The organism is Streptomyces sp. NBC_00647 (assembly GCF_045207245.1).
Taxonomy (GTDB): Bacteria; Actinomycetota; Actinomycetes; order Streptomycetales; family Streptomycetaceae; genus Streptomyces.
Window position 1 is genome coordinate 6,249,483 of record NZ_CP109040.1, and the last position, 22,796, is coordinate 6,272,278.

Annotated in this window: 16 protein-coding genes; 13 read left to right on the plus strand and 3 right to left on the minus strand. The window is 72.6% G+C overall.

The window, feature by feature from the left end; genetic code table 11:
• Positions 1-74 precede the first annotated feature (74 nt).
• The 6 genes from OG788_RS27570 (at position 75) to sucD (ending at position 9,179) form a co-directional block, all read left to right on the plus strand.
• Positions 75-1,220 (plus strand): AAA family ATPase, encoded by a 1,146-nt coding sequence (locus OG788_RS27570; protein ID WP_406374116.1) that lies wholly within the window; start codon positions 75-77, stop codon positions 1,218-1,220.
• Positions 1,217-3,838, plus strand: a complete 2,622-nt coding sequence (locus tag OG788_RS27575) for a DUF5682 family protein (protein WP_406374117.1) — start codon at positions 1,217-1,219, stop codon at positions 3,836-3,838. Before OG788_RS27570 ends, OG788_RS27575 begins: the two co-directional genes overlap by 4 nt.
• On the plus strand, positions 3,835-4,998 hold the full coding sequence (locus tag OG788_RS27580; protein WP_406374119.1) for a VWA domain-containing protein: 1,164 nt from the start codon (positions 3,835-3,837) through the stop codon (positions 4,996-4,998). Before OG788_RS27575 ends, OG788_RS27580 begins: the two co-directional genes overlap by 4 nt.
• Positions 4,999-5,970: 972 nt before the next feature.
• The gene (locus OG788_RS27585) at positions 5,971-6,402 is read left to right on the plus strand and encodes a hypothetical protein (protein ID WP_406374121.1); all 432 of its coding nucleotides are present in this window, start codon (positions 5,971-5,973) and stop codon (positions 6,400-6,402) included.
• 692 nt (positions 6,403-7,094) lie between these two features.
• Positions 7,095-8,273 (plus strand): ADP-forming succinate--CoA ligase subunit beta, encoded by a 1,179-nt coding sequence (sucC, locus tag OG788_RS27590; protein WP_328449091.1) that lies wholly within the window; start codon positions 7,095-7,097, stop codon positions 8,271-8,273.
• A gap of 21 nt (positions 8,274-8,294) precedes the next feature.
• Complete coding sequence (gene sucD / locus OG788_RS27595) at positions 8,295-9,179, plus strand: succinate--CoA ligase subunit alpha (RefSeq protein ID WP_261705930.1); 885 nt, start codon at positions 8,295-8,297, stop codon at positions 9,177-9,179.
• A gap of 76 nt (positions 9,180-9,255) precedes the next feature.
• On the opposite strand, the gene OG788_RS27600 is transcribed toward sucD, so the two are convergent.
• Positions 9,256-10,611: a helix-turn-helix domain-containing protein gene (locus tag OG788_RS27600; RefSeq protein WP_406374123.1), complete on the minus strand. Its 1,356-nt coding sequence runs from the start codon at positions 10,609-10,611 to the stop codon at positions 9,256-9,258.
• Positions 10,612-10,719: 108 nt separating this feature from the next.
• On the opposite strand from OG788_RS27600, the gene OG788_RS27605 reads away from it, so the two are divergent.
• Complete coding sequence (locus OG788_RS27605; RefSeq protein WP_406374125.1) at positions 10,720-12,543, plus strand: DUF6350 family protein; 1,824 nt, start codon at positions 10,720-10,722, stop codon at positions 12,541-12,543.
• Positions 12,544-12,604: 61 nt separating this feature from the next.
• Here the strand turns inward: OG788_RS27605 and OG788_RS27610 are convergent, their stop codons facing one another.
• Positions 12,605-13,486: a hypothetical protein gene (locus tag OG788_RS27610; protein WP_406374127.1), complete on the minus strand. Its 882-nt coding sequence runs from the start codon at positions 13,484-13,486 to the stop codon at positions 12,605-12,607.
• A gap of 472 nt (positions 13,487-13,958) precedes the next feature.
• On the opposite strand from OG788_RS27610, the gene purN reads away from it, so the two are divergent.
• Positions 13,959-14,579: a phosphoribosylglycinamide formyltransferase gene (purN, locus tag OG788_RS27615; protein ID WP_406374128.1), complete on the plus strand. Its 621-nt coding sequence runs from the start codon at positions 13,959-13,961 to the stop codon at positions 14,577-14,579.
• On the plus strand, positions 14,576-16,165 hold the full coding sequence (gene purH / locus OG788_RS27620; protein WP_406374130.1) for a bifunctional phosphoribosylaminoimidazolecarboxamide formyltransferase/IMP cyclohydrolase: 1,590 nt from the start codon (positions 14,576-14,578) through the stop codon (positions 16,163-16,165). The genes purN and purH overlap by 4 nt, the downstream gene beginning before the upstream one ends.
• Before the next feature lie 69 nt (positions 16,166-16,234).
• Here the strand turns inward: purH and OG788_RS27625 are convergent, their stop codons facing one another.
• On the minus strand, positions 16,235-16,891 hold the full coding sequence (locus OG788_RS27625) for a hypothetical protein (protein ID WP_351552682.1): 657 nt from the start codon (positions 16,889-16,891) through the stop codon (positions 16,235-16,237).
• Between the two features lie 265 nt (positions 16,892-17,156).
• On the opposite strand from OG788_RS27625, the gene OG788_RS27630 reads away from it, so the two are divergent.
• The 4 genes from OG788_RS27630 (at position 17,157) to OG788_RS27645 (ending at position 22,538) form a co-directional block, all read left to right on the plus strand.
• Positions 17,157-18,011: a bifunctional methylenetetrahydrofolate dehydrogenase/methenyltetrahydrofolate cyclohydrolase gene (locus OG788_RS27630; RefSeq protein ID WP_168531814.1), complete on the plus strand. Its 855-nt coding sequence runs from the start codon at positions 17,157-17,159 to the stop codon at positions 18,009-18,011.
• An 88-nt stretch (positions 18,012-18,099) separates the two neighbouring features.
• Positions 18,100-18,744 carry a DUF3017 domain-containing protein gene (locus tag OG788_RS27635; RefSeq protein WP_406374132.1) on the plus strand — a complete coding sequence of 215 codons (645 nt, stop codon included), beginning with the start codon at positions 18,100-18,102 and terminating at the stop codon, positions 18,742-18,744.
• Positions 18,745-19,578: 834 nt separating this feature from the next.
• On the plus strand, positions 19,579-20,835 hold the full coding sequence (locus OG788_RS27640) for an XRE family transcriptional regulator (protein WP_406374134.1): 1,257 nt from the start codon (positions 19,579-19,581) through the stop codon (positions 20,833-20,835).
• Between the two features lie 713 nt (positions 20,836-21,548).
• Positions 21,549-22,538, plus strand: coding sequence for a malate dehydrogenase (locus tag OG788_RS27645; RefSeq protein WP_351552980.1), 990 nt, complete (start codon positions 21,549-21,551; stop codon positions 22,536-22,538).
• The last annotated feature ends 258 nt before the right edge of the window (positions 22,539-22,796 follow it).

Here is a 22,796-nt window from a genome sequence, read left to right on the forward strand (position 1 = left end):
CGGAGTGGATTGTCAGTGGCGTGGTGCACGGTGGAACCAGATCCGAGCCGGCCGAGCTGGAGGGGGACCGAGCCATGTCCGTGTCCGTTGAACCGACGTCCGTTCACACACCCGCGGGAGACAGGGAGGCGAGCCGGCAGAGCGAGGCGCTGCGGCCGCACGCCGAGCACGCCTTCGCCGCCGAACTCGCCGCGCTCGCCGCGCAGGACGACCGGCCCCGCCCCGCACGCTGGCTCCTGTCACCCTGGGCCGTGGCCACCTATCTGCTGGGCGGCACACTGCCGGACGGCACCGTCATCACCCCCAAGTACGTGGGGCCGCGCCGCATCGTCGAGGTCGCCGTCACCACCCTCGCCACCGACCGGGCGCTGCTCCTGCTCGGCGTGCCCGGCACCGCGAAGACCTGGGTGTCCGAGCATCTGGCCGCCGCGGTCAGCGGTGACTCGACGCTGCTCGTGCAGGGCACGGCCGGTACGCCGGAGGAGGCCATCCGGTACGGCTGGAACTACGCGCAGTTGCTCGCGCACGGGCCCAGCCGGGACGCGCTCGTGCCGAGTCCCGTCATGCGGGCCATGGCCGAGGGCATGACGGCCCGCGTCGAGGAACTGACCCGCGTGCCCGCGGACGTACAGGACAGCCTGATCACGATCCTCTCCGAAAAGACCTTGCCGATCCCGGAGTTGGGCCAGGAAGTGCAGGCCGTCCGCGGCTTCAACGTGATCGCCACGGCCAACGACCGCGACCGCGGGGTCAACGAACTGTCGAGCGCGCTGCGCCGCCGCTTCAACACGGTCGTCCTGCCGCTGCCGGAGAGCGCCGACGCCGAGGTCGACATCGTCTCGCGCCGGGTCGACCAGATCGGCCGCTCCCTCGACCTGCCCGCCGTGCCCGAGGGCATCGACGAGATCCGCCGCGTCGTCACCGTCTTCCGGGAGCTGCGCGACGGGATCACGGCCGACGGACGGACGAAACTGAAGTCGCCCAGCGGCACGCTGTCCACGGCCGAGGCGATCTCCGTCGTCACCAACGGCCTGGCTCTGGCAGCCCATTTCGGCGACGGCGTCCTGCGGGCGAGCGATGTCGCCGCGGGCATCCTCGGTGCCGTCGTCCGCGACCCGGCGGCCGACCGCGTCATCTGGCAGGAGTACCTGGAAGCGGTCGTCCGCGAGCGGGACGGATGGAAGGACTTCTACCGGGCCTGCCGCGAGGTGAGCGCATGAGCGGAGTACGGGACACCGAGCCGCCCGCGCCGCAGGGCGGGGTGACCGCCCGGGGTGCCGGGCCGCTGCTGCTCGGTGTGCGCCATCACGGGCCGGGGTCGGCGCGGGCCGTGATGGCCGCGCTGGAGGCGGCGGCTCCGCGGGTCGTCCTGATCGAGGGGCCGCCCGAGGCGGACGCACTCGTCCCACTGGCCGCCGAGAAGGACATGCGGCCCCCGGTGGCGCTCCTCGCCCATGTCGTGGACGAGCCCGGCAACTCGGCCTTCTGGCCGCTCGCCGAGTTCTCGCCGGAGTGGGTCGCGATCAGGTGGGCTCTGGAGCACGGAGTGCCGGCCCGTTTCATCGACCTCCCGGCGGCCCACACCCTGGCCTGGGGGAGGGACGGGGCGGACCCGGACCGGGACGAGCCGGGGAGCGCGCCTCCCGCCCACCCCGCCGACCCCGTGGCGGCCGGGAACCCCGACGTGCTCGGCCCGGCGGCGGATCCCGGCCGGCCGGACGAGGGCGGCGCCACGGACCGGCCCCTCGACGCGTCCGTGCGGATCGACCCCCTCGCGGTGCTCGCCGAGACAGCGGGTTACGACGACCCGGAGCGCTGGTGGGAGGACGTCGTCGAACACCGGGCCGGGACCGCGGGCGATCCGTTCGTGCCGTTCACCGTGCTGGAGGAGGCCATGCAGGCGCTGCGGGAGGCGTACGGGGTCGGGGGCCACGACCGGGACCTGGTGCGGGAGGCGTACATGCGGCTCCAGATCCGGGCGGCGCAGCGGGAGTTCGGGGACGACGTGGCCGTGGTGTGCGGTGCCTGGCACGTGCCCGCGCTGCGGCGGAGGACCACGGTCGGCGCCGACCGGGCCCTGCTCAAGGGCCTGCCGAAGGCCAAGGTCGACCTGACGTGGGTGCCCTGGACACACCGTCGGCTCTCCCGGGTCAGCGGGTACGGGGCGGGTATCGACTCGCCGGGCTGGTACGGACATCTGTTCAGCGCCCCCGACCGCCCGGTCGTACGGTGGATGACCAAGGTGGCCCGGCTGCTGCGCGACGAGGACCGGGGGGTGTCGTCCGCCCACGTCATCGAGGCCGTGCGGTTGGCCGACACACTCGCCGCGATGCGAGGCCGCCCGCTGCCCGGGCTGACCGAGACCACGGACGCCGTCCGGGCCGTGATGTGCGAGGGCTCGGACGTCCCCCTGGCGCTGGTCCGCGACCGGCTCGTGGTCGGGGATGTGCTGGGCGAGGTGCCGGAGTCCGCCCCGGCGGTGCCGTTGCAGCGGGATCTCGCGCGGTCGCAGCGGCGGCTGCGGCTCAAACCCGAGGCACTGGAAAGGGAGGTGGAGCTCGACCTGCGCAAGGAGACCGACGCGGGGCGCAGCACTTTGCTGCACCGGCTGCGGCTCCTGGGTGTCGCCTGGGGCGAGCCCACGACGTCCCGCGGCAGCACGGGCACCTTCAGAGAGACCTGGCGGCTGCGCTGGGAGCCGGAGTTGTCGGTGCGGGTCGCCGAGGCCGGCGTGTGGGGCACGACGGTTTTGGCCGCCGCGACGGCCAAGGCCGAGGCGGACGCCGTCGGCGCGCCTTCGCTGGCCGACGTCACGGCGCTCGCCGAGCGCTGCCTCCTCGCCGAACTCCCGGACGCGCTCCCCGTGGTGATGCGGGTGCTCGCCGACCGGGCCGCCCTCGACGCGGACGTGGGCCACCTCGCGCAGGCCCTGCCCGCGCTCGTCCGCTCCCTGCGCTACGGCGACGTGCGCGGCACGGACACCCACGCCCTCGCGGATGTCGCGGCCGGGCTGGCCGAGCGTGTCTTCGTCGGCCTCCCCCCGGCCTGCGCCGCCCTGGACGGCGACGCCGCCGAGGAGATGCGCCGCCACATCGACGCCGTGCACGGAGCGGTGGGGCTGCTGGCCGAGCCCGCTCCGGACGGTGGCACCGCTCCTGCCGGTGGTACCGCTTCGGCCGGTGGTACCGCTTCGGCCGGTGGCATCCGCGGGCGCTGGCACTCCGTGCTGCGGGTGCTCGCCGCGCGGGACACCGTCCCGGGGGTGGTCAGAGGGCGGGCGGTTCGACTTCTCCTCGACGAAGGGGAGTTGGCGCAGGAGGAGGCGGCGCGGCTCATGGGCCTCGTGCTGTCGCCGGGGACGGAGCCCGCCGACGCGGCCGCGTGGATCGAGGGATTCGTCGGGGGCGGCTCCGGGGGCGGCATGCTGCTCGTGCACGACGAGCGGCTGCTCGGGCTGGTGGACGCGTGGCTGACCGGGGTGCCGACGGAGGCGTTCACCGATGTGCTGCCGCTGCTGCGCCGGACCTTCTCGGCCTACGAGACGGGGGTGCGCAGGACGCTGGGCGAACTGGTGCGGCGCGGCCCGGGAGTACGGACGAGCGCCGAGGCCACCGGCTCCGGAATACCCGGGTTCGCCGCCGACCTCGACACCGAGCGCGCGGAGGCCGTGCTGCCGATGCTGAGCCTGCTGCTGGGGCTCGGCGAGCCGGGCGAGGCCGCCGACGGCGTGGACGGCCGGGCCGACGGCGGAGACGGCAGAGGTGACAGCGGAGGTGACGGCGGCGACGGTGCCGACCGGACTCATCACGACAACGACCTTGTGAGGGTGGCTCCATGACCGAGGCAGCGGTGGGCGCCGACGGCGAGCGGCTGCGGCGATGGCGGCTGGTGCTCGGCGGCGACGAGGCGGACGGCACCGGGTGCGTGCTCACCGGGCAGGACGCCGCCATGGACGGGGCGCTGGGCGCGTTGTACGGGAAAGGGAGCAAGGGACAGTCGGGGCGGGACCGTTCGGCGGGGCTCGGCGCTTCGGCGCCGTCGGTCGCGCGCTGGCTCGGCGACATCCGGACCTACTTCCCCTCGTCCGTGGTGCAGGTGATGCAGCGCGACGCCATCGACCGGCTCGGGCTCTCCGCCCTGCTCCTGGAACCCGAGATGCTGGAGGCGGTGGAGGCCGACGTGCACCTGGTGGGCACCCTCCTCTCCCTCAACAAAGCCATGCCGGAGACGACGAAGGAGACCGCGCGGGCCGTCGTGCGCAAGGTCGTCCAGGACTTGGAGAAGCGGCTCGCCACCCGCACCCGGGCCACGCTCACCGGCGCCCTCGACCGCAGTGCCCGGATCAGCAGACCCCGCCACCACGACATCGACTGGAACCGCACGATCGCGGCCAACCTGAAGCACTACCTGCCCGAGTACCGCACGATCGTGCCCGAGCGGCTGATCGGTTACGGGCGTGCCTCGCAGTCCGTGAAGAAGGAGGTCATCCTCTGCATCGACCAGTCGGGGTCGATGGCCGCGTCGGTCGTCTACGCCTCCGTGTTCGGTGCCGTGCTCGCGTCCATGCGGTCCATCGCCACCCGGCTCGTGGTCTTCGACACGGCCGTCGTCGACCTCACCGACCAGCTCGACGACCCGGTCGACGTCCTCTTCGGCACCCAGCTCGGCGGCGGCACGGACATCAACAGGGCACTCGCGTACTGCCAGTCGCAGATCACCAAGCCCGCCGACACGGTCGTCGTCCTCATCAGCGACCTCTACGAAGGCGGGATCCGCGACGAGATGCTGAAGCGGGTCGCGGCGATGAAGGCGTCGGGGGTGCAGTTCGTGACGCTGCTCGCGCTGTCCGACGAGGGGGCGCCCGCGTACGACCGCGAGCACGCGGCGGCGCTCGCGGCGCTCGACGCACCGGCGTTCGCCTGTACGCCGGATCTGTTTCCCGAGGTCATGGCGGCGGCGATCGAGAAGCGGCCGCTTCCGATACCGGACAACAGCTGAGAAGGGGCAGGAACCGGGACATGGATATCCATCGGTAACAGGGGACTTGCGCACCCTCGTCGGTCCCGTGCGAGGATCGACGCGGCCAACGGGCCCTGCCTTGCGATTCCTTGGCGGCCCGTGCCGACCCGGGCATTTCCGAGGCGTTCGCGTTCCTTCCGTTCCCTTGTGTGCCCTCGCGTCCCTTCGTACGGGAGGACCCTCCCCGTCTTGACCCAGCAATCCGCGTCGTCGGGTTCTGTTCCGCGCTTGGCGCGCGGCACGGCCGGGCGGCGTGCGCTGCGGGTGGTCCTGCTGGTGGGCGGGTTCTGCGCACTCGGGTTCGTGTGCGGAGGGCCGGCGCAGGCGGCCGACGGGGCGACGCACCCGTCTTCCGTCCGGGTCCTCGAAGCGGCCCGGACTTCGGCGGCCCGGACTTCGGTGGACCGGCTGCTGAAGCCGGCTTCGCCCACCAGGCACGCCGAGAGCGCCACCGCTTCCGTCGTGGGCCACCTCGAATCGGACCCCGAGCCCGCCCCACGCGCGGAGCCGGCCGTACGGGCCGAGCCCCCCAGCGGATCTGACCGGGTCGCACACGCCGGTCGGGCTACGCAGGCCACGCAGGTTCAGCGGGGCGCCCCGGCCGCCCAGAATGAGCCCACCGCACTTGTTGCTCCCGTCGCACCGGTCACGCACGCCGTCCCCCGCGCTCACGCCGAGCCCGGCCCTCTCGGCAGGCTCTCCGCTCGGGTCCCGCGTGTCGGCGACGGGGTCACCGATGGCGTGGGCCGCGTCCTGGGGGACGTCGCGCGGCCGGCCGGCGGACTTGTTCGGCCGGTTACCGGCGCTGCCGTACGGCCGGTCGGGGACCTGGTCGAGGCGGTGAGCAGGGGGTTGTCGAGGTCGCAGGGCGCGATGCCGTCCGTGCCGGGGCTGCCCGCTCCGCCGGGGCTTCTCCTTCCGTCGGGCCGACCCGACCGCGCGATTCCGTGCGTGCTTCCCGGCACGGGTGCGCGGCCCTCGTCCGTCCCGGGTGCGCGGCAGTCGGTGAGGGGCGTCGCCGAGCGGCCGAGCGCCACGAAGGGCGGGGGCAGGACGGGGCGGCGGTCGGACACTCCCGCCTACACCGTCCCCGCGTACCGACCGGGCAGCTTCGGGGCGGGCGGCGCGGTTGTTGTGGAGCGCCGCGTCCAGGACGTCGGACAGGTGGGGCGGGCCCCGGCCCGGCAGGCGCCTCCCGGTGATCCGAGCGGCGTGCTGGGCGGGCAGTCCGCCGTCGACAGCGCCGCGCCGAGGCACGGCGACGCGCAGGCCGTCGCTCCGAACCACCCGGTGCCGCTCCGGCTCGCGCCCGGCGCTTCGGCGGAGGTGACCCCGGCCGGGACCCGGGACCGGCACCGGGCCATTCCCGTTTTCCCCGGCTAGGGCGGGCTCCCCGCTGCCCGGCCCGGCGAGGTCTCCCTTTTCCGGCCGGCCCGGCGCGCTGTCGGGGCACGGCTCCGGTGGAGAGCGTCGGGCGCACCCGGGCGCCGAGCACACCGAGCACGCCCCCGCTCCGCACAGCACGTGCACCGCCCGGTTCGTTCGGCGCGTACGGCCCGTACACCTCGTACCGAATGCACCGTCTGTCATCGACGTACGGCGTGCGCGGCGCGCAGGACATCGGATGTCACGCGGGGACGGGCGTGTCACGCGCCGTCGTGCGACACGCCCGGCGGGGGAACGGGGTGCCGCAGATGATCGACTTCCGCAGGGTCATGGCCCGAACGGCCGAAAGCCGTCGGATCCGTCCGGCCGGACCCCTGCGGGAGGGCCGGGTGGTCCCCATTGGGGTGGGGACCACCCGCCCTGGGCCCTTCGGGGCCGTTCGAGGGGCCTCACCAGGCAAACCCCGGCCTGGTGAGGCCCCGTCCGGGCACGATCTGTGACAGGTATCACCGCTGAGGTGTGACCTGCGATTTAGGGACCCGCGTCCAGCGGCGATAACCTGCGAGACGGACATGCCGCGCGCTCGGACATCGTGTGCGCCACCCTTGTGACAGCGGACGTCACGTTGCCCTTCGCGGCACGCCCACGCATCCAACGAACCGCGAGATCACTGATAGGGACGGACGCGCGTGGACCTGTTCGAGTACCAGGCGAGGGACCTCTTCGCCAAGCACGGTGTACCGGTGCTGGCCGGTGAAGTCATTGACACGCCTGAGGCAGCCCGCGAGGCGACCGAGCGTCTTGGCGGCAAGTCCGTCGTCAAGGCCCAGGTGAAGGTCGGTGGCCGCGGCAAGGCCGGCGGCGTCAAGCTCGCCGCCACCCCGGACGAGGCCGTCGCCCGCGCGACGGACATCCTCGGCATGGACATCAAGGGCCACACGGTCCACAAGGTGATGATCGCCGAGACCGCGCCCGAGATCGTCGAGGAGTACTACGTCTCGTACCTCCTCGACCGCACGAACCGCACCTTCCTCGCCATGGCGTCCGTTCAGGGCGGCGTGGAGATCGAGGTCGTCGCGGAGGAGAACCCCGACGCCCTCGCGAAGGTGCCGGTCGACGCCAACGAAGGCGTGTCGATCGAGAAGGCCCGCGAGATCGTCGCCCAGGCGAAGTTCCCGGCCGAGGTGGCCGAGCAGGTCGCCGAGATCCTGGTGACGCTGTGGGACACCTTCATCAAGGAGGACGCCCTCCTCGTCGAGGTGAACCCGCTCGCCAAGGTCGCCTCCGGCAAGGTCATCGCCCTCGACGGCAAGGTGTCGCTGGACGAGAACGCCGAGTTCCGTCAGCCGGACCACGCCGCGCTCGAGGACAAGGAGTCGGCCAACCCGCTCGAGGCCGCCGCCAAGGCCAAGAACCTCAACTACGTCAAGCTCGACGGTGAGGTCGGCATCATCGGCAACGGCGCGGGTCTCGTCATGAGCACCCTCGACGTCGTCGCGTACGCCGGTGAGAACCACGGTGGCGTCAAGCCCGCCAACTTCCTCGACATCGGCGGCGGCGCCTCCGCCGCGGTCATGGCGAACGGCCTGGAGATCATCCTCGGCGACCCGGACGTCAAGTCCGTCTTCGTCAACGTCTTCGGCGGCATCACCGCCTGTGACGAGGTCGCCAACGGCATCGTCCAGGCGCTCCAGCTCCTCGCCGACAAGGGCGAGGAAGTCACCAAGCCGCTGGTCGTGCGTCTCGACGGCAACAACGCCGAGCTGGGTCGCCAGATCCTGTCGGACGCCAACCACCCGCTGGTCCAGCGCGTGGACACCATGGACGGCGCGGCCGACAAGGCCGCCGAGCTCGCGGCTGCGAAGTAAGGGACGAGGGACTAAACAGCCATGGCTATCTTCCTCAACAAGGACAGCAAGGTCATCGTCCAGGGCATGACCGGTGCCACGGGTATGAAGCACACCAAGCTCATGCTCGCGGACGGGACGAACATCGTCGGTGGCGTGAACCCGCGCAAGGCGGGCACGTCCGTCGACATCGACGGCAACGAGATCCCCGTCTTCGGCACGGTCGCCGAGGCCATGGAGAAGACCGGCGCCAACGTGTCCGTCCTCTTCGTGCCGCCGGCCTTCGCCAAGGCGGCCGTCGTCGAGGCGATCGACGCGGAGATCCCCCTCGCGGTCGTCATCACCGAGGGCATCGCCGTCCACGACTCCGCCGCCTTCTGGGCGTACGCGAAGTCGAAGGGCAACAAGACCCGCATCATCGGCCCGAACTGCCCCGGTCTCATCACCCCGGGCCAGTCCAACGCCGGCATCATCCCGGGCGACATCACGAAGCCGGGCCGCATCGGCCTGGTCTCGAAGTCCGGCACGCTGACGTACCAGATGATGTACGAGCTCCGTGACATCGGCTTCTCGTCCGCCGTCGGCATCGGTGGCGACCCGGTCATCGGTACGACGCACATCGACGCGCTCGCCGCGTTCGAGGCCGACCCCGACACCGACCTGATCGTCATGATCGGCGAGATCGGCGGCGACGCCGAGGAGCGTGCGGCGGACTTCATCGCGAAGAACGTGACGAAGCCGGTCGTCGGCTACGTCGCCGGCTTCACCGCGCCCGAGGGCAAGACCATGGGCCACGCCGGCGCCATCGTCTCCGGCTCCTCCGGCACGGCCGCCGCGAAGAAGGAGGCCCTCGAGGCCGCGGGCGTCAAGGTGGGCAAGACGCCGACCGAGACGGCGAAGCTCGCGCGCGAGATCCTCGCGGGCTGAGCTGCCACTCGCCTGAACGCCGGTGGGCCCGCACCCCTTGAGGGTGCGGGCCCACCGGCGTTCAGGCGTGCGGATCTCAGCGGACCTCCGGGACCATCCGCTCGGGGCCCCTCACCGTCTCGGCCTTCAGCTTGGCCCGGAGCTTCAGCTCCGCCGCGGAGAGCGGTCCGGGGGCGGCCCGGGGCGGCAGGCCGTGGATGGTCTCCGGCGGGGCGAGGGGGGCCTCGTAGTGGTCCGGGGCCGTGCGCATCGTCAGGGCGGTCACCCCGACGAGCGCGACCGTGAAGGCGATGGCCGCCCGGGTCCACTGCTGGGCGCGGCGCTCGCTGTACCAGCGGACCGTGCGGGGCTTCGCCGCGCGCAGCCGCTCCGAGCTCGCGAGCTCGGCGAGCCGCCAGTGCAGCTCCTCCGGCACGGCCAGCTCCGGCAGCCGGGCGGCGACGGCCTCGCGCGCGTGCAGCACCCGATTGGCCGCCGCGGGCGTGCTCGCCTCCGTCTCGGCCGCGGTCTCCGGCAGCCCGAGCCCGACACCGTCGTAGAGCAGCAGGGTGCGCCGGTACACGGGCGGCAGATCGAGGAGTACGTCGAGCAGCGCGCGGTCGGCGGCGCCGGCGGGCGGCGCCTCCGGGTGCCGGTAGCGCGGACGCAGCCGATGCCAGGGGGAGAGCGCGTACTCGTAGGCCGTCGCACGCACCCATCCGGCCGGGTCCCGGTCCACGGCCACCTCGGGCCAGCGGTGCCAGGCGAGTTGGAACGCGCGTTCCACGGACTCGCGGGCCAGCTCGCGCCGCCCGGTCAGCAGATAGGTCTGCCGTACGAGGGCGGGGGCGCAGAACGCGTACAGCGCGTCGAAGGCCTGAGCGGGCGTCAGTGACGGCTCCGGGAGAGTGGAGCCCTCGTCCGCGGCAGGCCGCTCCCTGCTCTCGGCAAGCCGCTCCCTCGCCGCCGCGACCCGTTCCCTGTCCGTGGCGGACCCGCCTCTCCCTTCGGGACGCTTCCTTTCCTGGGCAGAACGCTTCCCGCTTCCGCCGGCCCGTTCGTCGCCCCCGCCGGCCCGCTCCCCGCTGTCTCCGGCCCGCTCCCCGCTGTCGGCGGACCGGGTCTCGCTGTCGGCGGACCGGGTCTCGCCGTCTGTGGAGCGGGCCTCGTGCGCCGGTGTCGCCGTCGCCCCCGCTCCCACCAGTTCGGGCGAGGTCTCCTCCTGACGGGCGTTCACCTCGGCGGGGGAGTGGGCCGAATCGGCGGTGAGCAGCCTGACGTACGCTTCCCGCTTGCGGCCGCGCGGCGTCGTGCGGCCGGTCTCCCACGAGCGCACCGTCGCCCGGCTGACACCGAGCCGGGCGGCCATCTCGGTCTGGGTCAGGGACCGGTCCTCGCGCAGACGGCGGCGCTCCTTGGGCGCCGGCAGCGGGGTGGCGGGGCTCTGTGTCATGTCGGGTCCCACAGGTCGCCCCTTCGTACGAAAAAGTACATAACTGCATATTGAGCGACACATCCAAGGTTCGCCTGTTACGACGAGAAAGAGCGTGTCGTTGGGAGCATGGCGGCCGTGACCCAAATCACCGACCGCAGGCTCTCGTTGTCCCCCCTGCTCACCCGGATGCGCGACCGATCACCAGGGTTGGCGGCCGGCTTCCTTGGCGGCGCCCTCGCCGCGGGGCTCGGACTCGGCTCGTTCGCCGTCCTCGTCATGGTGCTGTGGATCAGTTCGCCGTACCCGGACAGCGGGCCGGACGGGGCGTTGCATGTCGCCGCCGCGCTCTGGCTGCTCGCGCACGGCGTGGAGTTGATCCGTACCGACACGCTGTCCGGTCTGCCGATGCCGGTGGGGGTGACGCCGCTCCTGCTGCTCGTGCTCCCGGTGTGGCTGCTGCACCGGGCGGCGCGGGAGGCGGCCGATGTCACCTCGGGGGCGTCGCCGCGTACCGCGTGGGCCGGCGTCACGGCCGGCTATCTGTCCGTCGCCTGGGCCGCCGCGCTGTACGCCTCGGGCGGAGCGTTGCGTCCCTCCTGGGCCTGGGCCGTGATCTGCCTGCCACTCCTCGCCGCGATCGCCGCGGGAGCGGGGGTCTGGACGGCGTACGGGCGTCCGTGGGGACCGGTGCCGCTCTGGGGGACGCGGGCCGTGGACGCCCTCCCGCTCGCCGGAGTGCGCCCGGTGTCCGCCGTACGCCGGCTCGCCGCCGCCGACGACCGGGTGCTCGGGGGTGCGGCGCGCGCCGCCGCCGCCGGGGTCGCGGTCCTCGTCGGAGGCGGGGCCCTGCTCGTGGCGGCGTCGCTGGTCTGGCACGGGGACACGGCCCGCGCCTCGTTCGTTCAGCTCACCGGCGGGTGGTCGGGGCGGTTCGCGGTTCTGCTGCTGTGTCTGGTCCTGGTGCCGAACGCGGCGGTGTGGGGAGCGGCGTACGGGCTCGGGCCGGGTGTCGTCCTGAGCGCCGGTCATGTCGTGGGTCCGTTGTCCGCGGCCGCTGCGGGAACGCGCGCGCCGACCGATCTGCTCCCGGCGTTCCCGCTGCTCGCGGCGGTGCCGGGGGCGGGGTCCGGGGCGCCGCCGAACTGGGCGGGCGCGCTGGTGCCGGTGGCCGCCGGGCTGACGGTGGCGTGGTTCGCGGTGAAGGCGGGGGCCGTGCGGGGGCCGGCGGGCCGGGAGGAGCCGTGGTCGCCCGGGCGGACGGTGGCCGTCGTCTCACTCGCCGCCGCAGGGTGCGGTATCGCCCTCGGCGTGCTCGCCGGGCTGGCGGGAGGACCGCTGGGGGTCGCCGCCCTGACCCACTTCGGACCCGTGTGGTGGCAGGTGGGGCCCGCCGCGGCGCTGTGGACGGCGATCGTCGGCATTCCCGTCGCGGTGGGCGTGGGGGAGTGGCGGGGCCGGGGACACAGGGTGCCGAAGCGCGCGGTTGCCCGCCGGGGCGCGCGCGGATCCGGGTGGAAGCGCCGGCTGCGGATGCCCGCCTGGATGCCGCGCCGGACGGGGGACACTCCCGCGCCGCCGGCGCCGGCGCCGCTGCCCAGGCCGACGTCGCCGTCGATGCCGGCGCCCCCTGCCCGGGCGGCGGCTGCGACTCGGGTCGACCCCGCGGTGCTGGAGTCCGTCCTAGAGGACTTCGAACCGTACGACCCCTACGACCCGTACGACCCTCTGCCGGGGGAGGCCGCGGCGGCCGCCTGGCACGAGGAGGCGTCGAGGGAGAACCGCTGGGAGGCACTGAAAGGGGCCGCCCTGCCGGCCGACCCGGCCGACCCGGAGGGTGCGGAAAACCTCGAGGACTCGGAGAACCCGGAGGGCTCAGGGGACCCGGAGAGCCCGGACGATCCGGCACACCCGGACCGAGGGTGGTCCGGAGGAGCGGAGGACTCGCGCTGAGGGCGGTCCGGAGATGCGGAGGCCTCCTGCCGGGTGGTGGTTCCCGGCAGGAGGCGCGGCGTCACTTGCCGGTGCCCAGCCAGTCGCGCAGCTCCGACGGCAGTAGGTCGTCGCAGGACTGCTTCGCGGCGTGCGTGAGGGCGTCGTTCGTGCAGGAGTAGTAGTCGCTGTAGACGAGCTGGGCGGTGAAGGTCGCGGCGACCATCACGATGGCCAGCGACGCGGTGACGATGCCGCTCACCGCGGCGGTTCTCTGGGGGCGGGCGTTCGGATCGGGCGCCGGAGCGTCCGGGTCCGGCGTGCGCGCCTTGGCGCGGAGCGCGCTGATGCCCCAGTACAGAGCGAGCGCGCCGAGCAGCAGCGCCACGTACGGCCAGCTGAAGAGGGCGAAGAAGAACGCCCACATGCCGGAGAGCAGCGCGAAACGGGCGCGGCGCTGAGCGGGGTCCGTGGGGTCCCAGCGCATGCCCGCACCGGGTCCGCCCCCGGGCCCCTCGGGACCGCCCTCACCCTTCGGCGCACCCGGCCGGTCGCCGAAACCGCCACCGTCGGAGGGGCCGGGCTGCCGGTCGCTCCACTGGCTGCCCCAGGGGGTGTACCGGGGGCCGGACTGTCCGCCCTCGCCGTCCTCGCCCGAGTCCTGGCCGTTCCCCTGTCCGTGTCCGCGCGGCTGCCACGGCCGGTCGGGTGTCCCCTCCGGCGGCGGCGCGAACGGATTGTCGTCGGTGTTCGGGGGAGCGGACGGTCCGGACGGGGGAGTGTCGGGCGCGTCGGGTCCGCGCTCGCCCGAGGGGCCGCCGCCGCTCCCACCTGCCGAGCCGCCGTTCCCGTCCGCGGAGCCGGGCCCGGCTGTGGAGCCGTCCCCGCCCGACCTCGGCGGGGTGGACGAAGGGCGCCGCTCGCGCAGCAGGAGCGGAGGGAGTCGGAGACTGCGGTCCGGCATCAGGTGAGCGTCTTCCCCTTGGTGGTTCTGGCGGGCGGCGTGTCCACACAGCTTCGCGCTCGCGACGCGCGCCCCGAGCCGGTCCTCCCCGGCTGACGCCTCGGGTCGGTCCGCCCCGGACTGACGCCCCGAGCTTCGCACTCCGGACTCGCGCCCCGAGCTTCGTACCCCCGGACACGCGCTCCGGATGTCTCCGTGGCCGTGCCGCAGGTGGTGCCGGGGCCCGTGCCCCGGCCGTTCGTTCCCGTCCCAGGTCAACGTCCCGGGTGCGCAGGGCGTTCCCCCGCGCCGGACGGTGTTCCGGGTGGATCCTCCCCAGACGCTACCTTCCGGCCTCGCCCCCGTCCCGTGGGGGCCGCCCGGTGTGCCGGTATCGTTGCTGCCGGTCGGCCGCTTCGTAGACTTCCCCGTATCCCGGGGCGCGAAGCATTCGTACGACCGTACAAGTGCTCCCCCGAGAAAGGGCCCCGTCGTGGCCAAGGCCAAGCGCCTCGTCGTGCTGGTCTCCGGATCAGGTACGAATCTGCAGGCTCTGCTCGACGCCATCGCGGAGGCGGGCTCAGCGGCCTACGGTGCCGAGATCGTGGCCGTCGGCGCCGACCGGGACGGCATCGAGGGGCTCGCGCGGGCCGCGCGTGCCGGGCTCCCGACCTTCGTGTGCAAGGTCAAGGACCACGGCAGCCGGGACGAGTGGGATCTCGCGCTCGCCGAGGCGACCGCCGCGTACGAGCCCGATCTCGTCGTGTCCGCCGGGTTCATGAAGATCGTGGGCAAGGAATTCCTCGCCCGGTTCGGCGGACGGTTCGTCAACACCCATCCCGCGCTGCTCCCCAGTTTTCCCGGCGCCCACGGCGTCCGCGACGCGCTCGCGTACGGAGCCCGGGTCACCGGCTGCACCGTCCACTTCGTCGACGACGGCGTCGACACCGGACCGATCATCGCCCAGGGCGTGGTCGAGGTCCGCAACGAGGACGACGAGAGCGCTCTGCACGAGCGCATCAAGGAAGTCGAGCGAAGGCTGCTCGTCGATGTCGTGGGGCGGCTCGCCCGCAACGGCTATCGCATTGAGGGACGAAAGGTAGTTATCCAGTGACCGCCGACAGCACAGTCACGGCCGAGAGCACCGAGGGCACCAAGCGGGTCATCCGGCGCGCGCTCGTCAGCGTGTACGACAAGACCGGTCTCGAGGAGCTGGCCCGCGGCCTGCACGCGGCCGGTGTCGAGCTCGTCTCCACCGGGTCCACCGCCGCGAAGATCGCCGCGGCCGGTGTGCCCGTCACCAAGGTGGAGGAGCTGACCGGCTTCCCCGAGTGCCTGGACGGCCGCGTCAAGACCCTGCACCCCAAGGTCCACGCCGGGATCCTCGCCGATCTGCGCCTGGAGAGCCACCGGCAGCAGCTCGCCGAGCTCGGCGTCGAGCCCTTCGACCTCGTCGTCGTCAACCTCTACCCGTTCAAGGAGACGGTGGCGTCCGGGGCGACCCCCGACGAGTGCGTCGAGCAGATCGACATCGGCGGTCCGTCGATGGTGCGCGCGGCGGCCAAGAACCACCCCTCCGTCGCCGTCGTCACCAGCCCCGGCCGCTACGACGACGTCCTCAACGCCGTCCGGAGCGGCGGCTTCGACCTGCGCACCCGCAAGCGGCTCGCCGCCGAGGCCTTCCAGCACACGGCCGCGTACGACGTCGCCGTCGCCTCCTGGTTCGCCTCCTCGTACGCCCCGGTCGACGACTCGCAGTTTCCCGACTTCCTCGGCGCCACCTGGGAGCGCGCGCACACGCTGCGCTACGGCGAGAACCCGCACCAGCCGGCCGCGCTCTACACCTCCGGCACCGGCGGTCTCGCCGAGGCCGAGCAGCTGCACGGCAAGGAGATGTCGTACAACAACTACACGGACACGGATGCCGCGCGCCGTGCCGCGTACGACCACGAGGACCCCTGCGTCGCGATCATCAAGCACGCCAACCCGTGCGGGATCGCGGTCGCGTCGAGCGTCGCCGAGGCGCACCGCAAGGCGCACGCCTGCGACCCGCTGTCCGCGTTCGGCGGTGTGATCGCGGTCAACCGGCCGGTCACCAAGGAGATGGCCGAGCAGGTCGCGGAGATCTTCACCGAGGTCATCGTCGCGCCCGAGTACGAGGACGGCGCCCTCGAGGCCCTCACGAAGAAGAAGAACATCCGCGTGCTGCGGGCCCACCAGGCCCCGGCCGCCCCCGTCGAGATCAAGCCCGTCGACGGCGGCGCGCTGCTCCAGGTCACCGACCGGCTCCAGGCCGCCGGCGACAACCCGGCGAGCTGGACGCTGGCGACCGGTGACGCCCTGAGCGAGGGCGAGCTCGACGAGCTGGCCTTCGCCTGGCGCGCCTGCCGCGCGGTGAAGTCCAACGCGATCCTGCTCGCCAAGGACGGCGCCTCCGTCGGCGTCGGCATGGGCCAGGTCAACCGCGTCGACTCCGCGAAGCTCGCGGTCGAGCGGGCCGGCGCCGAGCGCGCCCGCGGTTCATACGCCGCCTCGGACGCGTTCTTCCCGTTCCCCGACGGCCTGGAGATCCTCGCCGACGCGGGCGTCAAGGCCGTGGTCCAGCCCGGCGGCTCGGTCCGCGACGAGCTGGTCGTGGAGGCCGCGAAGAAGGCCGGTGTCACGATGTACTTCACCGGGACACGGCACTTCTTCCACTGATCCGGCAGGAAACGCGAGGGCCGTGTCCCCCCTGGTAGCGGGGTGGGACACGGCCCTCGGTGCGAACCGTCAGTAGCGCGGGCGGGCGAACCAGGCGGTGCCGCTCGACACCACCGGAGCCGCCGTGATGACAGCCGCGAAGGCGACCCAGATCAACGGGAAGATGACGGCGGAGGCCATGCCGGAGTCCAGGCCCACGAAGAGCATGATCAGGCCGACGATCCCGCCCAGCGCACCGTAGACGACGGTGGTGATGCGGACGCCCTGACCTCCCTTGCTGAACTTCACGCCCAGGGTGATCGACAGGGCCGCCAGGCCCGCCGCGATCAGGGCGATCACCACGATGACGCCCGACGCGATGTCGGCACCGTCACTGAACGCGCCGAACGGGTCGTCCGACGACGACGTGCTGTAGCGGTCCGCCGCGTCCGAGACGTCGTTGGCGATGGCGGCGAGGTAGAACCAGCCGAGCGCCGCCAGGATCTGCACCGCGGAGATGATGAACAGGAAGACGCGCGCCGTGGTCAGCAGACCCGGCATCGTCTGCGGGAACATCGGGTTGCCGCCCGGGTAGCCGGGATACGCCGGCTGCTGCGGGTAGCCGTAGCCCTGCGGGGGCACGCCGGGAGGCGCCTGCGGATAGCCGTAGCCGGGCGGGGCCTGCGGAGGGGCGGGGGGCTGCTGGGGCGGCTGCCCGTAAGGGTTGTTCGGGTCGCCGAAACTCATGGCGGGTTTTCCTCCGTTGCCTGGGGACGACGCGTGGCACGGTTCGGAGGAATTTCTACAGAGCGGTCCGTCCCCCCGGCACTGCCCGCGACACACTGTGTGCTCATCGTTCTTTAGCGGACTCTTACTTGTCCAGCGGCATTCCCTATGTGTTGTGCAAGTGCAACATCGGTGATCATGGCGGGATACGGGCGAATCGGGCGCTCGGCGGCCGTCGCGGCCCCGGATTGGAACCGGGACCGGGTCATCCGGGAGGATGGGGGCCATGACCGCCCAGATTCTCGATGGCAAGGCCACCGCAGCCGCGATCAAGTCCGACCTGACCGTCCGCGTGGCGGCCCTGAAGGAGAAGGGCGTCACGCCCGGCCTCGGGACGGTCCTGGTGGGGGACGACCCCGGAAGCCAGAAGTACGTCGCGGGCAAGCACCGCGACTGCGCCCAGGTGGGTATCGCCTCCATCCAGCGCGAACTGCCCGCGACCGCCACGCAGGAAGAGATCGAGGCGGTGGTCCGCGAGCTGAACGAGGACCCCGCCTGCACCGGCTACATCGTCCAGCTGCCGCTCCCCAAGGGCATCGACGAGAACCGCATCCTGGAACTCATGGACCCGGACAAGGACGCGGACGGCCTGCACCCGATGAACCTCGGGCGTCTCGTCCTCAACGAGCCCGCCCCGCTGCCCTGCACCCCGAACGGTGTCCTCACCCTCCTGCGCCGCTACGGCGTGGAGATCAAGGGCGCCGAGGTCGTGGTCGTCGGCCGCGGTGTGACCATCGGACGCCCGATGCCGCTGCTGCTGACGCGGCGCAGCGAGAACGCCACGGTGACCCAGTGCCACACCGGTACCCGTGACCTCTCCGCGCACCTCAAGCGCGCCGACATCATCGTCGCCGCCGCGGGGTCCGCGCATCTCGTCCGGGCGGAGGACGTGAAGCCGGGTGCCGCCGTCCTCGACGTCGGTGTCTCGCGCAGCGCCGAGGGCAAGATCGTCGGAGACGTCCACCCGGACGTCGCCGAGGTCGCCGCCTGGATCTCCCCGAACCCGGGCGGTGTCGGCCCGATGACCCGCGCCCAGCTGCTCGTCAACGTGGTGGAAGCGGCTGAGCGCAGTGTCGGCTGACGGCACCACCCATCAGACCGGGGACGGCGCGGCGCGCGGCGCGCGGACCGCCGGTACCGATTCGGCCGTACGGGATGCGGAGGGCGCTGTGCGTGATGCCGTCACCGGGGCGCGCGGCGAGGCGGCCGCGCGGACCCAGGCCGAGGCCGGGACCGACGTCGAGTCGTCGTCCGGGGCCGTCTCCGTCTCCGAAGCGGAAGCCGAAGCCGAAGTGGCAGTCGAAGCGGAAGCCGAAGCCGTGGCCGGCAAGCGGGACGGGGCCGAGGAACCGGCCGGGACCGAGGAACCGGCCGAGGAGACCGTGCGGGACGCCATCAGCGCGCCCGACGCCGAGGGGAAGCCACGGCGCACCACGCGGCGCTTCCCGCTGTTCACCCGGGACACGGCACGGCCCGAGGGCGGCGGCCGGGCGGCGTCCGGGGACGCCCCGGCGCCCGCGCGCCAGTGGCCCATCCTCACCGTGCTGTCGGCCGTCGCGCTCGGCCTGCTGCTCACCGCGCTCGACGTGTTCCGGGTCGGCACGATCCTGATCGGCGCCGCGCTGCTCGCGGGCGCCGTGATGCGCTGGATGCTGCCCAGCGTGGGGATGCTCGCGGTCCGCTCCCGCTTCACGGACATGCTCACGTACGGCGTCCTGGGCGCGGCCATCGTCCTGCTCGCGATGATGGCCCAGCCCCGACCGTGGCTCGAGATCCCGTTCCTCGACGACACGTTGCACTTCACGGTGCGCTGACCGCGGACCGGCTCGCGCGTCCGCGCCCGCCTGTCCGGGCGTACCGGCGGCCCGTCCTCTCCTTCGGGAGGGGGCGGGCCGTTCTGTCTCTCGGTGTGCCGGTCTCTTCGTGTGCCGCCGCCCGCCGCCTGCGTCCCGTCCCGGCGGTCGGCGCGCAGGCTCCGTCCCGGGTCCTGGCGTGACGGCGGCCCGTCCTCTCCCCCGAGTCAAGGACGGGCCGCGATCGGGCGAGTGTTCCGCCCGGGGTCAACCCTTGTGCACGGGAACGGGCCGGTTCAACAGCCGGCGGACCGCTGTGGCACGGAAGTGACCATTCCGGTACGGTCTGCGCGCCGTCCGGCAGGAACCGCCCGACTCTGGTCCCCGGAGCGGCCGTTCCGGCCGTCGGGCCCCCGTTCCGGCCCGCGGGTCTCGTGCGAGGGCGCTGACCGTTTCTGGGGCGCCTGGGGGTGCATCTGTGTTCTCGTTGTGTCGATGTCTTGACAAGTTCAGGGATGTACACCGATCTGTCACGACAGTCGGGCTAACGTGGCCAATCGGGACGGTACGGGACGTCCCGTGCGAAGAGCGGGGGTTCGACCGGTCGTACACGATGCCGGTGGAACACTGGACCGTGACCCGGCGGGCGTGCAACGGTGCATGCCCCGGCTCGAATGCTCCCGTGCGCCCCCATCCCGGGAACTGAGATCCGGACCGAGCGCATCCCTGTGGGTAGCCAGAACGGGGACTCGGCGGAGACGGGGGATGCCCCCGTCTCCGCGCGTTGCCGAGAGCTCGGGGAGCCATGCGCGGGGAAGACAGTTGTGCACGTACGGGGGGAAGAGGGGGGAAAGAATGCCTCGTTGGAAGGCCTTGCCGGATGAACTCGATCCGCAGGTCAGGGAGTTCGCCAGTCAGCTGCGACGGCTCGTCGACCGGAGCGGGCTGAGCATCGCCGCGGTGGCCGACCGCACGGGCTACAGCAAGACATCCTGGGAGCGGTACCTGAACGGCCGGCTGCTCGCGCCCAAGGGCGCGATCGTCGCGCTGGCCGAGGTGACCGGGACCAGTCCCGTGCATCTGACGACCATGTGGGAGCTGGCCGAGCGTGCCTGGAGCCGTTCGGAGATGCGCCACGACATGACGATGGAGGCGATACGGATATCCCAGGCGCGCGCCGCGCTGGGTGAGTTCGGGCCGTCTTCGGCGAAGGGGAGCGGCGGGCCGCAGCAGTCGGCCCGCAGGAGCGGCAGCGCGACCGCCGCGCCCGGTGTCGCGGCACCGAAGGCGCCGACGGTTCCCCCGGCGGTGCCTTCGGTGCCGGTGCAGCCGTCCGGGCGGGACGGGGGTGAGCCGTCGTACGGCGGCTCGTCGTCCGGGGTTTCTTCGTCCGGAGGGTCGTCCGGGGCGTCGTCGTCCGGTTCCGGTGGGGCCTCCGGCTCCTCGGCCGGTGGGGCAGGGCGTGCCGGCGTCAGCTGGGGGGCTGTCGGGTCGCCGGCCGACCGAGGCGGGCAGTTCGGTCCGGTGGCGCCGGTGGGGCCGGCTCGTGCGGCCGGGGGGCCGCCGCCGCAGGACGCGCGGCCCGTCGGTGCCGGTGCCGGTTCGGGGGCGGACAGTGCGCGGCGCAGGCGGCGGCTGACGATGTTCCTCGCCGGGGTCGTGGGTGCGCTGGTCGTGGTCGCGGCCGCCGTCTACCTCACGCAGGGCGGGGACGAGAAGGACGCGGGCGGCACGCCGAAGACGCCCGCCGCGTCCGCCAGTGTTCAGCCCGATCTGCCGCCCGGGGTGAAGTGCAGCGGGGCCTCGTGCACCGGTAAGGACCCCGAGAACATGGGCTGCGGCGGTGAACTCGCCAAGACCACCAACAGCGTGACGGTGGGGACGGCGCTGGTGGAGGTGCGGTACAGCAAGACCTGCGGGGCTGCCTGGGCCCGTGTCACGCAGGCGGCCGCGGGTGACCGGGTCGAGGTGTCGTCGGGGGCGGCGGCGAAGCAGACGGGTCTGGTGGACGCGGACGCGGACGCGTACACGCCGATGGTCGCGGTGAAGGACGCGGGGGACGCGACGGCTTGCGCGACGCTGAAGTCCGGTCAGAAGGGCTGCACGAAGTAGCGCAACGCCGGTTCCGGTTCCGGTTCTGGTTCCGGAACCGGCGTTCCGGGTGCGGGTGCCTCTGTGGTTTCCGGTGTGGGTCCGGTGGGTGGGTCGGGGCCGTGCCGGTACATCCCGGTCCGTCGCCGTTGGATCAGACGTGAGTTCTGGACGGAGCCGCTGCTCGATCCGGGCGTAAGCGACGGACATCAGGGATGTACCGGCACGGCCCCTCCCGTGCGTGGACGGGTGCGGGTCGTACGTGGTGATGATTCGGCCCCTCCGGCGTTTGAGGAGCGGGGGCTGGGGCGGGGCCCCAAGGTGGGTCGGGTAGGGGCGGAGGGGGCGAGAGAAGGTTGTTGGCCCGGGCGGAAAAATCCTCGGGTCGGGGGGATTGAGTTCGCGAGGAGGGGGCAGGCGAGCCCTACCCCCACGGGATCCGGTGTGCTCGGGGAGGGGGGAGATCCCTTCCCGTGGCCCTGGTACCCCCTTTGGCGGTCGTCGAGCTCACCCTCTCCCGGGCCCGGCGGCCGCCTACTTGGGGGATCTGTGGGGTGGGCCACACGGACCCGGACGTCCGGGGTCCCGGATGCGCGATAGCCTGACGGCGGATCTCTCTTGACGCCGAGAGATCGATCATCGGAACCTTTGATCGATCATTGCGGTGGTTGCAGGGGACGATCCTGCACCCGGGGCAGGGACGCCCCACCGCCAGCTGTCATACGGAGAACGCCATGACCCGCACTCCCGTGAACGTCACCGTCACCGGCGCTGCCGGCCAGATCGGTTACGCCCTGCTCTTCCGCATCGCCTCCGGCCAGTTGCTCGGCGCGGACGTGCCGGTCAAGCTGCGCCTCCTGGAGATCACGCCGGCGCTGAAGGCCGCCGAGGGCACCGCCATGGAGCTCGACGACTGCGCCTTCCCGCTCCTCCAGGGCATCGACATCACGGACGACCCGAACGTCGCCTTCGACGGCACCAACGTCGGCCTGCTCGTCGGCGCCCGCCCCCGTACCAAGGGCATGGAGCGCGGCGACCTCCTGTCGGCCAACGGCGGCATCTTCAAGCCGCAGGGCAAGGCCATCAACGACAACGCCGCGGACGACGTCAAGATCCTGGTCGTCGGCAACCCGGCGAACACCAACGCGCTGATCGCCCAGGCCGCCGCGCCGGACGTACCCGCCGAGCGCTTCACCGCGATGACCCGTCTGGACCACAACCGCGCGCTGACCCAGCTCGCGAAGAAGACGGGCACCACGGTCGCCGACATCAAGCGTCTGACCATCTGGGGCAACCACTCGGCCACCCAGTACCCCGACATCTTCCACGCGTCGGTCGCCGGCAAGAACGCCGCCGAGGTCGTCAACGACGAGAAGTGGCTGGCCGAGGACTTCATCCCGACCGTCGCCAAGCGCGGTGCCGCGATCATCGAGGCCCGTGGCGCGTCCTCGGCCGCCTCGGCCGCCAACGCCGCCATCGACCACGTGTACACGTGGGTCAACGGCACGGCGGACGGCGACTGGACCTCCATGGGTATCCCGTCCGACGGTTCGTACGGCGTGCCGGAGGGTCTCATCTCCTCCTTCCCCGTCACCACGAAGGACGGCCGGTACGAGATCGTCCAGGGCCTGGACATCAACGAGTTCTCGCGCACCCGCATCGACGCCTCCGTGAAGGAGCTCGAGGAGGAGCGCGAGGCGGTTCGCGGTCTCGGCCTGATCTGATCCGACAGGTTCGGCTCGGCTGAGTCGGGTCCGTCGCGGTACGCGCGATGCCCGGGTGGTGATCACCACCCGGGCATCGCCGTGTTCCGGGTCCGGCGGGGTGGGTGAGGCGTACGGAAAGTACGTATCGAACGTGTGTGCTTTGTCCTCATAAAGAGGGGTGCGGCGGGCGGAATCCTCACTATCGTCGTTACGTACGGTCCGCCGGGGGGCAAGGGCGCGGCAGAGGTTCGGCGGCGAGAGCGTCGAGATCGGTGC

Excerpts from the sequence above, each read along its gene's own strand:
- OG788_RS27610 (WP_406374127.1), bottom strand. The coding sequence starts at position 13,486 with ATGCCGGACCGCAGTCTCCGACTCCCTCCGCTCCTGCTGCGCGAGCGG.
- OG788_RS27600 (WP_406374123.1), bottom strand. The coding sequence starts at position 10,611 with ATGACACAGAGCCCCGCCACCCCGCTGCCGGCGCCCAAGGAGCGCCGC.
- OG788_RS27645 (WP_351552980.1), top strand. The coding sequence starts at position 21,549 with ATGACCCGCACTCCCGTGAACGTCACCGTCACCGGCGCTGCCGGCCAG.
- sucD (WP_261705930.1), top strand. The coding sequence starts at position 8,295 with ATGGCTATCTTCCTCAACAAGGACAGCAAGGTCATCGTCCAGGGCATG.
- OG788_RS27570 (WP_406374116.1), top strand. The coding sequence starts at position 75 with ATGTCCGTGTCCGTTGAACCGACGTCCGTTCACACACCCGCGGGAGAC.
- OG788_RS27605 (WP_406374125.1), top strand. The coding sequence starts at position 10,720 with ATGGCGGCCGTGACCCAAATCACCGACCGCAGGCTCTCGTTGTCCCCC.
- OG788_RS27575 (WP_406374117.1), top strand. The coding sequence starts at position 1,217 with ATGAGCGGAGTACGGGACACCGAGCCGCCCGCGCCGCAGGGCGGGGTG.
- OG788_RS27640 (WP_406374134.1), top strand. The coding sequence starts at position 19,579 with ATGCCTCGTTGGAAGGCCTTGCCGGATGAACTCGATCCGCAGGTCAGG.
- OG788_RS27630 (WP_168531814.1), top strand. The coding sequence starts at position 17,157 with ATGACCGCCCAGATTCTCGATGGCAAGGCCACCGCAGCCGCGATCAAG.
- OG788_RS27625 (WP_351552682.1), bottom strand. The coding sequence starts at position 16,891 with ATGAGTTTCGGCGACCCGAACAACCCTTACGGGCAGCCGCCCCAGCAG.
- OG788_RS27580 (WP_406374119.1), top strand. The coding sequence starts at position 3,835 with ATGACCGAGGCAGCGGTGGGCGCCGACGGCGAGCGGCTGCGGCGATGG.